This window comes from Streptomyces sp. NPDC005574 (assembly GCF_040605435.1).
In the GTDB taxonomy this organism is placed as follows: Bacteria; Actinomycetota; Actinomycetes; order Streptomycetales; family Streptomycetaceae; genus Streptomyces.
In genome coordinates, this window is sequence record NZ_JBEXCW010000016.1 from 94,326 (window position 1) to 107,002 (window position 12,677).

Genomic DNA, 12,677 nt, shown 5'->3' on the forward strand with positions numbered 1-12,677 from the left:
GGCGCCGCGTCGGGCCGGCGGCCGCCGTGGGTCAGGGTTTCACGGCCACCGCGCCGAACTGCGGTACCGGGGCGGGGGAATCGGGCTCCGCACGCCACTGCGCGCACGACACCAGGCCCGGTTCCAGCAGTTCCAGTCCATCGAAGAACGCGGCGATGTCCGCACGGCTGCGGGCGGTGATCGGCGGGGTGGCGTTCTCGTTCCAGAACTCCATCGCCGGGATCTGCCCCTCGCCGCCGAGGTCCGCCTCGAACGTCGGGTGCGTCAGGACCAGGAAGCTGCCCGAGGGCACCGCGGTCATGATCCCGCGCACGATGTCCAGCGCCTTCTCGGTGTCCAGCACGAAGTTGAGGATGCCCAGCATCATGACGGCGACCGGCCGCGTGAAGTCGAGGGTGCGGGCGGCCCGTTCGAGGATGGCCTGGGGATCGTGGACGTCCGCGTCGATGTAGTCGGTGACGCCGTCGTGGCTGCCGGTCAGCAGGGTGCGGGCGTGGACCAGCACGATGGGGTCGTTGTCGACGTACACGATCCGCGCGTCGGGGGCGACGCGCTGGGCTATCTCGTGGGTGTTGTCGGCCGTCGGCAGTCCGGTGCCGATGTCGAGGAACTGCCGCACCCCGCGCCCCTCGGCCAGGAACCGCACCGCGCGGCCGAGGAAGTCGCGGTCCGCGCGGGCGATGTCCCTGATCAGCGGGAACATGGTCGCCACGTGCTCGCCGACCCGCTGGTCGACCTCGTAGTTGTCCTTGCCGCCGATCCAGTAGTTCCACACGCGGGCGTTGTGCGCCACACCGGTGTTCAGCCTCGCCGACCCGCCTGCCGGGGTGTGGCTCTCGCTCACGTCTCTGCTCCTTCGCACGTCTGTCGCCCTCACCGCCATTGTGCCGTCCGGTGATCACGCTGTCCGGTGAACGCGTCGAGCGGCGGTGGCCGGGTGGGGGCGCGGTGCGGGAGTCAGTCCTGTTCGCTGGGTTCGCCGGCGGGCGTCTTGCCGGCCTGCACGTCCTCGAGGCGTGGGGTGCCCTGCTGCACCGCGTTCTGGACGGAGTCGGACTCGTTCCCGTCGAGGCCGCCGCCGGTGACGGTGATCGCGTCGGTGCCCACGCGCACGGCCGCGACGTCCAGGGCGAGGGTGGCGGGCGTGCCGCCGGAGGTGCCCTGCACGGTCACGCGCAGGCCCTGCCGGGCGTCGCCCTCCTCGGGCAGCGAGGTCTCGATCACCTGCACCGTCCGCTTGTCCTTGCCGTCGGTCACGGTGAAGCTGTCGCACTTGGCGGGCAGGGACTTCAGCCAGGTGAAGGACGTGTCCAGCGCGGCCGGGTCGTAGGCGGCGACCTGGTACAGCAGCCGGGAGTCGTTCTGCTCGAAGCCGGTGAGCGCGGACGCCCCCGACGGCTTGCCCAGCAGGTCCTGGCCGTGGAGGGAGTCGAGCAGTTTCTGGCAGTCGGCGGCGTCCGCCTTCGCGGTGAGGAAGTCGGCCACGTCGACGGTGCCGACGAGCATGCTGTCGCGCCAGCCGGCCGCGTCGCCCACCTCGGACCAGTGGTCCTCGAGGTCGCCCGCGGTGACGAGGGCGGCCTGCGCCCCGGCCGGGGTGAGGGCGGCGGGGGAGTCGGTCACCCCGGCGGAGCCCGAGCCGCTGTCGCCGTCGTCCGAGCAGGCCGTGGTGATCAGCAGCGCGCCCGCCGTCAGGACCGAGGCGAGGAGGCGGACGGGACGGGACGGACGAGGGGTCATCGCGGCTGCCTCCGAGGGACGAGGTACGTGCCCTCCAGCGCACCACCGGCACCGCCCGCCCACCAGCGCAAGGACCTGTTCGGGTGAGCGGCGCGTCACCGCGCGTCGCCGTCGTGGACCCGCACCCGGCGTCCCCCGCAGCGGGGGCAGACCGCCTCCGACAGCGGCGACCTGACCGCCCGGCCCGCCTCGTCGACGTACTCCTGCGTGGTGAGGCCGAAGGGGTCGAGGGGGTCGGTGAAGAACATGACCCGGAAGGCGGTCCGCCAGGTGTTGCCGCAGGTCGCGCAGGCGAACGCGAACGTCTCCGGCACGGATCGGGGCTCCGCCGGCATGGGCGTGGTCCTTCGTCGGCTCGGTCGTGCGGACGGGCGCCGGAGCGGCACCCCTGATCCCAGCGCACAGCACCGCACGTCGTACGGCAACTCGAACGCGCCGCCCGGGATGCCCGCCCGGGCCCGCGCGAGGACACTTGCCGCACGCCGGGGCCCGGGCCACACCGGCACCCCGACCCGAAGGAGTGGCCATGCTGCCCGCGTTCCTCGCCAGGGCGGTCCGGTCACTGCTCGCCCGTGAGGGCCGCTCGCTGCACGTGAAGGCGGCGGGCGCCGCGACCCTGGTCCTGCTGGTGGTGATGCTGACCGGCTCGTGGGCCGCGGTCGCCGCCGAGCGGGGCGCGCCGAACGCCAACCTGACCACGTACCCGAAGGCCGTCTGGTGGTCGGTGGAGACCGCGACGACCGTCGGGTACGGCGACTTCTACCCGGTGACCTGGTGGGGCCGATCCGTGGGCGCGGTGGTGATGGTCGTCGGCATCACGACGTACGGCATGGTCACCGCGGCCCTGGCGACCTGGTTCGTCGGACGCGAGCGGGGGCGCCGGCACCGCCTCGCCCACGACGCCCACGAGATGGGCGAGCAGGCCGCGCACGCCCTGCACGACCGCTTCGACCGGCTGGAACGACTGCTGGCCGAGCGAGACGGCGGCTGACGGCGGCTGACGGTACGACGCCGTACGGGCCAGGGGCTCACGGGCACGCTGGGGCGCGACCGTGCGAAGGGCGCCCGGCCCCGCCGAACACGCGACGGCCGGGCGTCCGCCCTATCGGTGGACGCCCGGCGGCCGCGTGCCGCGGTGCCCGCGGCGGCGACTCACGGTCGCGACGGGTCGTGGCCCAGTGCCATCAGCCGGTGCCGGCGGCGCGTCCTCGCCGCCTCGGGTTCGTTCCCGGCGTCCGCCATCGCGTCGACCGCGTCCACGACCTCGTACATCACCTGCATGTCGTCGTCCGTGAGGTCGGTGCGCCGCTTCTGCAGGATCGCCAGGACGTGCTCGCCGGTGGGGGAGCCGGCGGTCTCGGGCAGCGGCTCCGCGTTCTCGTCGGCGTCCCGGACCCGCAGCCAGGTGGCCAGCTCCACGGAGGTCATGTTCACCACGCGGTGGAAGTCCTCCCACAGGGCGTCGAGTTCGAGGGCGTCGGTCATCGGGGTCCCTTCGTCTCGTCACGTCCGTCCGTGTCCGTGCCGGCACCGGTCAGTCGCGCGGGAAGTTCTCCGCCTCGAACATCCACCGCTGCTTCTCCAGCTCCGCGGTGATGCCGATCAGCAGGTCCTGCGTCACCGGGTCGGGCTCCTCGGTCGTCGCGATGCGCTCGCGCAGCCGGCCGATCGCCGCCCCCAGGGAGTCGACCATCAGCTGCACGACCTCCGTGTCGCGCAGCCAGCCGTCCTTGGGACCCGGCAGGCCGAAGGCGGCGGCCACGGTCTCCGGGCGGCCGTCCGGGGACACGCCGAGGGCGGCGGCGCGCTCCGCCACCGTGTCGGCGAAGTCGCGTGCGGCCGTGACGGTCTCGTCCAGCTGGAGGTGGACGGAGCGGAACCTCGGCCCCACCACGTTCCAGTGGGCCTGCTTCGCCGTCAGGGACAGGCCGAGCAGATCGACCAGGGTGTCCTGGAGCGCGGCGCCGGCGACCCGGCGCGCGTCGTCCGGCAGCGTGCTCTTCACGACCGTCATAGCGCGCTTCTCCTTCGTGTGTCGTCCATGGTGATCCGGAGCAGTGCGTCGCGTTCCTCCTCACAGGTGCCGCCCCACACGCCCGCGGTCTGCCCGGCGTGCAGCGCGAAGTCCAGGCACTGGGTGCTCACCGGGCAGCGCGCGCAGACGCGCTTCGCCGCGGAGACGTCCCGCAGCGCGGGCCCTCTGTTGCCCACGGGGAAGAACAAGTCGGGATCCTCGCCCACGCAGGCCGCCTGTCGCAACCACTCCATGCGTACGCGGGTGCCCCGGGCGAATTCCCGCAAACGCGGTGCCTTCCCGGCCGGGGCCCCGCGTCCGCGCAGGATGGAGCACCGCTTCCCAGGGGCCGGTGGTCGGGCTATAGTCGTAAAACTAGCAGTGCTAATTAAGGGTGGGCCGCGCGCTCCGCCCGGCCGGTGCCGCCGCCTGTCGCGGCGCCGGCGACGACTGTCAGGAGTCCGCCGTGCGTCCCGTCCACTTCGCCGCCGCCCGCCGCACCCCCCTCGGCAAACTGCGCGGGGCCCTCAGCGGCATCCGGCCCGACGACCTCGCCGCGACCGTCATCCGCGGCCTGGTCGCCGACGTGCCCACGCTCGACCCGGCCCGCGTCGACGACGTGTACTGGGGCGCCGCCAACCAGGCCGGCGAGGACAACCGCAACGTCGCCCGGATGGCAGCGCTGCTGGCCGGCCTGCCGGAGACCGTGCCGGGCGCCACCGTCAACCGGCTGTGCGCCTCCGGGCTCGAGGCGGTCACCCTCGCCGCCCGCACGATCGCCGCCGGCGAGGCCGACGTCGTCCTCGCCGGCGGCTCCGAGTCGATGAGCCGCGCCCCGTTCGTGCTGCCCCGCCCCGACGAGGCCCTGCCGCACCGCATCGAGACCGTCGACACCCGCCTCGGCTGGCGCCTGGTCAACCCGGCGATGAGCGAGCAGCACGGACTGCTGTCCATGGGGGAGACGGCCGAGGAGGTCGCCGAGCGCTACGGCGTCCCGCGCGCACGGCAGGACGCCTTCGCCCTGCGCAGCCACCGGCTGGCCGCCCTGGCCACCAAGGACGGCCACTTCGACGACGAACTCCTGCCGGTCCGGCGGCCCGACGGCGTGGTCGTGGACCGCGACGAGTGCGTCCGCGAGGACACCTCCCTGGAGAAGCTGGCCCGCCTGAAGCCCGTCTTCCGCGCCGACGGCACGGTCACGGCCGGCAACGCCTCACCGATGAACGACGGCGCGGCCGGTCTGCTCCTGGTCAGCGAGGAGGCCCTCGGCGAGCTGGGCCTCGAATCCCTGGGCCGCTACGTCGCCGGCGCCTCGGCCGGGGTCCACCCGGACGTGATGGGCATCGGGCCGGTGCCCGCCACCCGCAAGGCACTGGCCCGCGCCGGCTGGGAGACCGGGGACCTCCAGGAGGCCGAGTTCAACGAGGCGTTCGCCGCCCAGGCACTCGCCTGCGTGGACCAGCTCGGCATCGACGAGGACCTGGTCAACCCGAGCGGCGGCGCGATCGCCCTGGGCCATCCGCTGGGCTGCTCGGGCGCCCGCATCCTGACGACCCTCCTGCACCGCATGCGGCGTACGGGGGCGGCCCGCGGCCTGGCGACCATGTGCGTGGGCGTCGGCCAGGGCAGCGCGATCCTGGTCGAGCGCCACTGACCGTCCCCCAGCGCCCGCCCCAGACATCGGCCACCTGTCGAGACGCTCCTTACGCCGGGTCGATGCGTGCACATAGCATCAGCGTCCCCATGAACACCATGACGCTCTGGCACATCACCGCCTGGGGGTTCGCCGCCCTCGCCGCCGCGGCCCTGCTCGTCGGCTTCTCCAAGACCGCCGTGAGCGGGGCCAACACGGTCAGCCTCGCGGTCTTCGCGGCCGTGCTGCCGGCCCGCGCCTCCACCGGCGTGCTGCTGCCGATCCTGATCGCCGGGGACGTGCTGGCCGTCCTCACCTACCGGCGGCACGCGCACTGGCCGACGCTGTGGCGGCTGTTCCCCGCGGTCGCGGCGGGCGTGGTGGCGGGCACGCTGTTCCTGGTGTGGGCGGACGACGCGGTCGTACGCACCTCGATCGGCGCGATCCTGCTGCTGATGGCCGCGGTGACGGTGTGGCGCCGCCGCGCCGCCGACGCGCGGCCGGACCCGGAGTCGGTCACCACCCGCGCCGGCCGCGTCCGGGCGCGCTCCTACGGCGTCCTCGGCGGCTTCACCACGATGGTCGCCAACGCGGGCGGCCCGGTGATGTCGCTGTATCTCCTGTCCGCGGGTTTCCGGAAGCTCGGCTTCCTCGGGACCTCCGCCTTCTTCTTCCTGATCGTCAACGTCTCCAAGGTGCCCTTCAGCGTCGGCCTCGGCCTGATCGACGGCCGCTCGCTGCTGCTGGACGCGGCGCTCGTGCTGTTCGTCGTGCCCGGCGCGTTCCTCGGGAAGTGGGCGGTGACCCGGATCAACCAGCGGCTGTTCGAGCGGCTGGTGATCGCGGCGACGGTCGTGGGCGGCCTGCAGCTCCTCCTGCGCTGACCCGCCCCGCACCCCCGGGACAGACCCCTCGTACGCTCGTCCGCATGTCCCCCCACGTCCTGATCCTCGGCGGCACCACCGAGGCCCGGGAGCTGGCCGCCGCACTCGCCGCCCGCCCCGGGACCCGCGTCACCACCTCCCTCGCGGGCCGCGTGGCACGGCCGGGAGCGCTCCCCGGCGAGGTCCGCGTCGGCGGGTTCGGCGGTGCGGACGGCCTCGCGCACTGGCTGCGCGAGCACCGGGTGGACGCGCTCGTCGACGCCACCCACCCGTTCGCGGAGACGATCACGGCGAACGCGGCGCGGGCCGCGGCGGCGACCGGGGTCACGGCCCTGGTGCTGCGCCGGCCGGGCTGGCAAGCCGGTCCCGGGGACCGCTGGCACCCGGTCGCGTCCCTGGCCGCGGCGGCGGACCTGCTGCCACGGCTCGGCAGCCGGGTGTTCCTCACCACCGGACGCCTGGGCCTGGCGGCCTTCGCCCGGCTGACGGACCTTCACTTCGTCGTACGGTCGGTGGAGGCACCCGAGCCGCCGCTGCCTCCGCAGACCCGGGTGCTGCTCGCGCGGGGCCCGTTCACCGTGGCCGGCGAGTCGGCGCTGCTGCGCGAACACCGCGTGGACGTCCTGGTGACGAAGGACAGCGGGGGAGCGGCGACGGCGGCCAAGCTGACGGCCGCGCGACAACTCGCCCTGCCCGTCGTGGTGGTACGGCGGCCCGCCCTGCCGGAGGGCGTGGTGTCGGTCCCCGACGTGGCGGGCGTCCTCGACCGACTGGCCGCCGGACCCGCCCCCTTCCGCCGGGCGGCCGGGGACCTCAGCCCGGAGTGATCACCGAGCCCCGCATCGGGTCGATCGCCCGCGGCGGCGGCCCCAGCCCGGCGCGCGGTTTTCGAGAGGGGCGCGGGGAACGCGCGAGTGCCCCCGCGCGTCCCGCGTCTCACTCCCGCGGATGCCTGCGCAGCAGGTACGTGTCCATGATCCAGCCCTTGCGTTCGCGGGCCTCGGCGCGCAGTCGCTCGATGCGCGGCGCGGCCTCCGCGATCGGGCCGGAGTCGAGGATCTCGTCCGGGGTGCCTATGTAGGCGCCCCAGTAGATGTCGATGTCCTGGTCGGCGTACTGACGGAAGGTCTGGTGGGCGTCCAGCATCACCACCACGTCGTCCACACCCTCCGGGAAGCCCTCGGCCAGCCGCCGCCCGGTGGTGATCTGCACGGGCCGCGCGACCCGGTTGAGGCCGGTCCGGTGCCGGGCCACGAGCGCGGAGACGCTGCTGACGCCCGGCACGACGTCGTGGGTGAAGTCGACCGCGCCGCGCGCGCGGATCTCGTCGAGGATGCCCAGCGTGCTGTCGTACAGCGCGGGGTCGCCCCAGACCAGGAACGCGCCGGTCTCGGACTCGCCCAGTTCCTCGGTGATCAGCCGCTCGTAGATGCCGGCGCGGGCGCTGCGCCAGTCCCCGACGGCGGGGGAGTAGGCGGCGCCGCCCGCGGACCGGTCCCGGTCCGGGTCACGGGCCTCGACCACGCGGTACGTCCCCTCGGGCACATGCGTGTCCAGCAGGTCCCGGCGGAGCTGCACGAGGTCGTTCTTCACCTCGCCCTTGTCGAGCAGGAAGAACACGTCCGTGCCGCGCAGCGCCCGCACCGCCTGGAGGGTCAGCTGGTCGGGGTCGCCCGCGCCGATACCGATGACATGAATCTTTCGCACGCCCCGAGTCTGCCGCACGCCACTGACAGCGGGCACACCGCGTCGGCGCCGGTGAGCGGCGATGCGGAGCCCGGGGGTACCGGCCCGGTGGTGCGGCGCCCCGGGGGTGCCGGGTCCGGCGATGCGGTGATCCGGGGGTGCCGGGTCCGGCGATGCGGTGATCCGGGGCGCCCGGTCCGGCGGTGACGTGTCCGGCGCGGTGCGGCCGCTACGCCGTCCCGGCCCCCCGCAGCCGCGGTGCCCGCTCCCGCGCGTCCACCGGGCCCTCGCCCCGTTCCACGGCCCGCGCCAGCTCGCGCGCCCAGTCGGCCAGGCCGGTCAGATCCATGCCGTACGGCCGCCCGCGTCCGGTGGCCGTCGCCCAGCCCTCCACCGCCGTGGCCCCGCGCCGCAGCAGCCGGGCGCCGCCCGTGACGTTGCCCCGCGCGGAGTGCGTGAGACCGACGGCGAGCTGGGCGAGCCCGCGCCACACCTCACGTTCCTCCGGCGGCCCCGACTTCCACGCGTCCTCGAACACCTCGTGCGCGTGGAAGGGGCGGCCGGCGTCCAGCAGCTCCTGCGCCTCGGTGACGCTCGCCTCCGGTGCCCGGACCACGCCCTCGGGCTGCCGGGCCACTCCCGTCGCGCCGTAGGGCAGGGGCCGCCCGAGGCCGTCCCGCGGCCTGGCGTTGCGCGCCCGCCCCTCGTTGTCCCGGTCCCGCGCGTCCACCGGCCGTCCTGACGATGTGCTGCCCATGCCCCGATTGTCCCCCCGCCCCGGACCGCTCCGGCGGGGCCCCCGTGTGGGGTAAAGTACTGTCCGCGCGTGCACGCGGTTCAGCCGCGGGCAACGCACCGGGACGTGGCGCAGCTTGGTAGCGCACTTGACTGGGGGTCAAGGGGTCGCAGGTTCAAATCCTGTCGTCCCGACTTTACGAAGTCGCAGATCAGAGGCCGTTTCCTCGTGGACGAGGAGACGGCCTCCGCTGTGAGCCCGCCCGCCACCCCGCGCGTACGGACCGCGGGGTTCCGCGACCGGCCGGTGGCCGGGAAAAACGCTTGGACCGTGCGGACGGCGTCGCGGGACACTTCGGTCTCCGGCCCCCCTGCCGCCCGCTCACCCGCGAGTCGCGCGGGGGCTTTGTCGTCGTGCCCGCCCGCCGGACGGCTCCGCGCGGGAGCACGACCCGAACCGAAGCTTCGTCCGGCCACCGACGCGGCGGCACCCCCTCCCACCGGTGTGGGGGCGGGCCGCCGCCCACACACCACGGAGTGGGGATGGGATCGCCTCGACCACGCGAGTCCGCGCCGGGCAGGGGCGCGGTGCTGCTCGCCCTGCGGTACTACGGACGGGAGTTGGTCCGCCTGCGGCGGCTGACGCTCCCCGCGATGCTGCTGCCCGCCCTGGGCATCATCGGCACCAACTACGTCGCGCCGCTGATCGTCGCCAAGCTCGTCGGCCGGCTGGCCGGCGGCAGCGCGACGGGTCTCGGCCCGACACTGCCCTACGTCCTCGGCTTCGGCGGCACGCTGCTGCTGGCGGAGGGGCTGTGGCGCCTCGGCCTGCACCACCTCAACCGCCTGGACGCCCTCGGCATCGAGCACCTGTACGTGATCGGCATGGACGAACTGTTCGCCAAGGACGCCGCGTTCTTCCACGACAACTTCGCCGGGTCGCTCACCAAGCGGGTGCTGAGCTTCGCCTCCCGCTTCGAGGAGTGGGTCGACACGATGACGTTCCAGGTCGTGGGCGCTCTGGTCCCGCTGGTCTTCGGCGCCGTGGTGCTGTGGCGCTACGAGCCGCTGCTGGTCGTGGGACTGCTGGTGATGATCACCCTGACCGCGCTGTGCGTGGTGCCGCTCATCCGCCGCCGTCAGGCGCTCGTCGACCGGCGCGAGGAGGCCATCGCGCGGGTCTCCGGGCATGTCGCCGACAGCCTGATGAACATGGACACCGTCCGGGCGTTCGCCGCCGAAAAGCACGAGGCCGCCGAGCACCGCTCGCGCGTCGCGGCCTCACGGCGCCTCACCCTCCGGTCGTGGGACTACGGCAACCTGCGCATCGACACACTGGTCGCGCCGATGTCCGTACTGACCAACGGGCTGGGCCTGTTGCTCGCGGTCACGCTCACCGGCGGTGGGCACGGCGTGGAGGCCGTCGTGGTCGCCTTCACCTACTACTCCAACGCGACCCGCATGATGTTCGAGTTCAACCAGATCTACCGCCGGCTGGAGAGCTCGATGACGGAGGCCGCCCAGTTCACCGAACTGCTGCTGGTGCCGCCGACCGTGCTCGACCCGCCGTCGCCCGATCCGGTGCCGGCGGACGCCGACGTCCGCTTCGAGCGGGTGACGTTCTCCCACGGGGGCGGGCGTCCGCTGTTCGACGGCCTCGACCTGGCGGTGCCCGGCGGGGCGCGGATCGGCCTGGTGGGCCGGTCCGGCGGCGGCAAGACCACGCTCACCCGGCTGCTGCTGCGGATGACGGACATCGACGCCGGCCGCATCCTCATCGGGGGCCGGGACATCAGCCGGTTGCGCCAGGCCGACCTGCGCGGGCTGCTCGCCTACGTCCCGCAGGACCCGGCGATGTTCCACCGCACCCTGCGGGACAACATCGCCTTCGCCCGGCCGGACGCCACCGACGCCGAGATCCGCCGGGCCGCCGACGCGGCGCACGTCACCGAGTTCGCCGACGGGCTGCCCCAGGGCTTCGACACGATGGTGGGGGAGCGGGGCGTCAAGCTGTCCGGCGGACAGCGTCAACGCGTCGCCCTCGCCCGGGCCATCCTGCGTGACGCGCCGATCCTGCTGCTCGACGAGGCGACCAGCGCGCTGGACTCGGAGAGCGAGATCCTCGTCCAGAAGGCGCTGTGGCGGCTCATGGAGGGGCGGACGGCGCTCGTGGTGGCGCACCGGCTGAGCACGGTCGCCGGCATGGACCGGCTCGTGGTCCTGGACCGCGGCCGGATCGTCGAACAGGGGACCCACCAGGAGCTGCTCGCCGCGGACGGCGCCTACGCGAAGCTGTGGCGGCACCAGTCGGGCGGATTCCTCGACGACAGCCCCGCCGCCCTGCGCTGAACTCCCGTCCGGTGGGTGCCGTCGGGCGCCCGCCGGACCGGCGCGGGGGAGAATCCGCGCGACCGCGGTGTCGTACGGATGGTAGAAGCGAGCATGACCACCTTGATCTGTTCCTCCCGCACCGCGGGTGCCCGATGACCGCCGGCGTCGACACCCCCGACCGCCGGGGCCGCACCGGGCTCGACCGCACCGGCCGCGACCTGACCGGGAACCCGCGCGTCAAGGTCCGGGACGTGACCCTCCTGTCCAGCCACTGGTACGTCGAGCGCACCACGACCTTCGACGTGCGGAACGCCGACGGCACCTGGAGCACCCAGGAACGCGAGACGCACGACCGCGGCAACGGCGCCACCATGCTGCTGTACGACGCGCGACGCCGGACCGTGCTGCTCACCCGCCAGTTCCGGTTCCCGGTGTACGTCAACGGCCATCCCGACGGGATGCTGATCGAGACGCCCGGCGGACTCCTCGACGACGAGGACGAGCACCCGGAGGTCGCCGTCCGGCGCGAGGTGGTCGAGGAGACCGGGCACACCATCGGCGAGGTCCGGCACGTCTTCGACGTCTACATGAGTCCGGGCTCGGTCACCGAACGCGTCAGCTTCTACGCCGCCGCCTACGGCTCGTCGACCCGCACCCACGCGGGGGGCGGCCTGGACGAGGAGGGCGAGGACATCGAGATCCTCGAACTGCCCTTCCACCGCGCACTGGAGATGATCCGCACCGGGGAGATCGCCGACGCCAAGACCATCATGCTGCTCCAGTGGGCGGCGCTGGAGGGGCCGTTCGCCGGCCCCGCCGAACCCGGCGACGGCGCCGTCAGGGTCTGACGAGCAGCTGGAAGTCGAACGTGTACCGGGACGCGCGGTAGATGTGCGTGCCGTACTCGACCGGCCGCCCGGTGTCGTCGTAGGCCGTGCGCTGCATGGTCAGCAGGGCGGCCCCCTCCCGCTCGTCCAGGCGCGCCGCCTCCCGCGCGGTGGCGCAGCGGGCGCCGATGGTCTGGCGGGCGCTGTGCAGGGTGATGCCGGCGGACCTCAGCACGCGGTAGAGGCCGGTCGACTCCAGCCGGCCGGTGTCGAGTTCGACCAGGTCCGGGGGCAGGTGGTTGCACAGGAGGGCCACGGGCTGGCCGTGGGTGCTGCGCAGCCGTTCCAGGATCGTCACCTCGGCGCCCTCCGCGACGCCGAGGGCGGCGGCCACGTCGGCGGAGGCGGGCACGCTCTCGTTGCGCACGACCTGCGTGGTCGGCCCCTGTCCGGCGGCCTCCAGGTCGTCGTACAGGCTGCTGAGTTCCAGCGGGCGTTTCACCTGACTGTGCACGACCTGCGTGCCCACGCCGCGGCGGCGCACCAGCAGCCCCTTCTCCACCAGGGTCTGGATGGCCTGGCGGACCGTGGGCCGGGACAGGCCGAGGCGGACGGACAGGTCGATCTCGTTGCCCAGGAGGTTTCCGGGGGCGAGGGCGCCGTGTTCGATCGCCGCCTCCAGCTGCCGTGCGAGCTGGTAGTACAGCGGCACCGGACTGCCCCGGTCCAGGGCGAAGTCCACGGAGTCGAGTGCGGAGGCGGTCACGGCACGCGGGTAGCCGTGGGTCCTGACCATGGACGTACCTCCCTGGGAGGAGTCAGAAGGG

15 protein-coding genes and 1 tRNA gene are annotated in these 12,677 nt (G+C 73.8%); 7 read left to right on the forward strand and 9 right to left on the reverse strand.

Going from position 1 to position 12,677, the window contains the following annotated elements; translation table 11 throughout:
* Positions 1-31: 31 nt before the first annotated feature.
* The 3 genes from ABZT03_RS14050 to ABZT03_RS14060 form a co-directional block, all read right to left on the reverse strand.
* Positions 32-844 (reverse strand): SAM-dependent methyltransferase, encoded by an 813-nt coding sequence (locus tag ABZT03_RS14050; protein ID WP_356038207.1) that lies wholly within the window; start codon positions 842-844, stop codon positions 32-34.
* A gap of 113 nt (positions 845-957) precedes the next feature.
* Positions 958-1,740: a hypothetical protein gene (locus tag ABZT03_RS14055; protein ID WP_356038209.1), complete on the reverse strand. Its 783-nt coding sequence runs from the start codon at positions 1,738-1,740 to the stop codon at positions 958-960.
* A gap of 95 nt (positions 1,741-1,835) precedes the next feature.
* On the reverse strand, positions 1,836-2,075 hold the full coding sequence (locus ABZT03_RS14060; protein WP_356038212.1) for a hypothetical protein: 240 nt from the start codon (positions 2,073-2,075) through the stop codon (positions 1,836-1,838).
* Positions 2,076-2,266: 191 nt separating this feature from the next.
* Between ABZT03_RS14060 and ABZT03_RS14065 the strand changes: the two genes are divergently transcribed.
* The gene (locus tag ABZT03_RS14065) at positions 2,267-2,731 is read left to right on the forward strand and encodes an ion channel (protein ID WP_356038214.1); all 465 of its coding nucleotides are present in this window, start codon (positions 2,267-2,269) and stop codon (positions 2,729-2,731) included.
* A gap of 161 nt (positions 2,732-2,892) precedes the next feature.
* On the opposite strand, the gene ABZT03_RS14070 is transcribed toward ABZT03_RS14065, so the two are convergent.
* From ABZT03_RS14070 to ABZT03_RS14080, 3 genes are read right to left on the reverse strand one after another with little or no spacing between them, the layout of a single operon-like run.
* Complete coding sequence (locus ABZT03_RS14070) at positions 2,893-3,225, reverse strand: DUF3140 domain-containing protein (protein WP_356038217.1); 333 nt, start codon at positions 3,223-3,225, stop codon at positions 2,893-2,895.
* A 49-nt stretch (positions 3,226-3,274) separates the two neighbouring features.
* On the reverse strand, positions 3,275-3,754 hold the full coding sequence (locus ABZT03_RS14075; RefSeq protein WP_356038220.1) for a DNA starvation/stationary phase protection protein: 480 nt from the start codon (positions 3,752-3,754) through the stop codon (positions 3,275-3,277).
* Positions 3,751-4,008 (reverse strand): WhiB family transcriptional regulator, encoded by a 258-nt coding sequence (locus ABZT03_RS14080; protein ID WP_356038222.1) that lies wholly within the window; start codon positions 4,006-4,008, stop codon positions 3,751-3,753. Before ABZT03_RS14080 ends, ABZT03_RS14075 begins: the two co-directional genes overlap by 4 nt.
* 212 nt (positions 4,009-4,220) lie before the next feature.
* Here ABZT03_RS14080 and ABZT03_RS14085 point away from each other — a divergent pair, with 212 nt between their 5' ends.
* The 3 genes from ABZT03_RS14085 to ABZT03_RS14095 all read left to right on the forward strand — a co-directional run bounded on the left by ABZT03_RS14085 (position 4,221) and on the right by ABZT03_RS14095 (position 7,098).
* Positions 4,221-5,408, forward strand: coding sequence for a thiolase family protein (locus ABZT03_RS14085; protein ID WP_356038225.1), 1,188 nt, complete (start codon positions 4,221-4,223; stop codon positions 5,406-5,408).
* A gap of 89 nt (positions 5,409-5,497) precedes the next feature.
* Positions 5,498-6,271, forward strand: coding sequence for a sulfite exporter TauE/SafE family protein (locus tag ABZT03_RS14090; protein ID WP_356038227.1), 774 nt, complete (start codon positions 5,498-5,500; stop codon positions 6,269-6,271).
* A 44-nt stretch (positions 6,272-6,315) separates the two neighbouring features.
* The gene (locus tag ABZT03_RS14095; protein ID WP_356038230.1) at positions 6,316-7,098 is read left to right on the forward strand and encodes a cobalt-precorrin-6A reductase; all 783 of its coding nucleotides are present in this window, start codon (positions 6,316-6,318) and stop codon (positions 7,096-7,098) included.
* A gap of 109 nt (positions 7,099-7,207) precedes the next feature.
* On the opposite strand, the gene cobF is transcribed toward ABZT03_RS14095, so the two are convergent.
* Both cobF and ABZT03_RS14105 read right to left on the reverse strand, forming a co-directional pair.
* On the reverse strand, positions 7,208-7,978 hold the full coding sequence (gene cobF / locus ABZT03_RS14100; protein ID WP_356038233.1) for a precorrin-6A synthase (deacetylating): 771 nt from the start codon (positions 7,976-7,978) through the stop codon (positions 7,208-7,210).
* Positions 7,979-8,186: 208 nt separating this feature from the next.
* The gene (locus ABZT03_RS14105; RefSeq protein ID WP_356038236.1) at positions 8,187-8,714 is read right to left on the reverse strand and encodes a DUF309 domain-containing protein; all 528 of its coding nucleotides are present in this window, start codon (positions 8,712-8,714) and stop codon (positions 8,187-8,189) included.
* Positions 8,715-8,813: 99 nt separating this feature from the next.
* Here ABZT03_RS14105 and ABZT03_RS14110 point away from each other — a divergent pair.
* The 3 genes from ABZT03_RS14110 (at position 8,814) to ABZT03_RS14120 (ending at position 11,871) form a co-directional block, all read left to right on the forward strand.
* Positions 8,814-8,887: transfer RNA gene (locus ABZT03_RS14110), tRNA-Pro, on the forward strand.
* A gap of 348 nt (positions 8,888-9,235) precedes the next feature.
* Entirely contained in the window at positions 9,236-11,041 is a 1,806-nt protein-coding gene (locus tag ABZT03_RS14115; RefSeq protein WP_356038239.1) for an ABC transporter ATP-binding protein, read from the forward strand.
* A gap of 134 nt (positions 11,042-11,175) precedes the next feature.
* Positions 11,176-11,871 (forward strand): NUDIX domain-containing protein, encoded by a 696-nt coding sequence (locus tag ABZT03_RS14120; RefSeq protein WP_356038241.1) that lies wholly within the window; start codon positions 11,176-11,178, stop codon positions 11,869-11,871.
* On the opposite strand, the gene ABZT03_RS14125 is transcribed toward ABZT03_RS14120, so the two are convergent.
* Positions 11,861-12,646 (reverse strand): GntR family transcriptional regulator, encoded by a 786-nt coding sequence (locus tag ABZT03_RS14125; protein ID WP_356038244.1) that lies wholly within the window; start codon positions 12,644-12,646, stop codon positions 11,861-11,863. The genes ABZT03_RS14120 and ABZT03_RS14125 overlap by 11 nt on opposite strands.
* Positions 12,647-12,677: the final 31 nt, after the last annotated feature.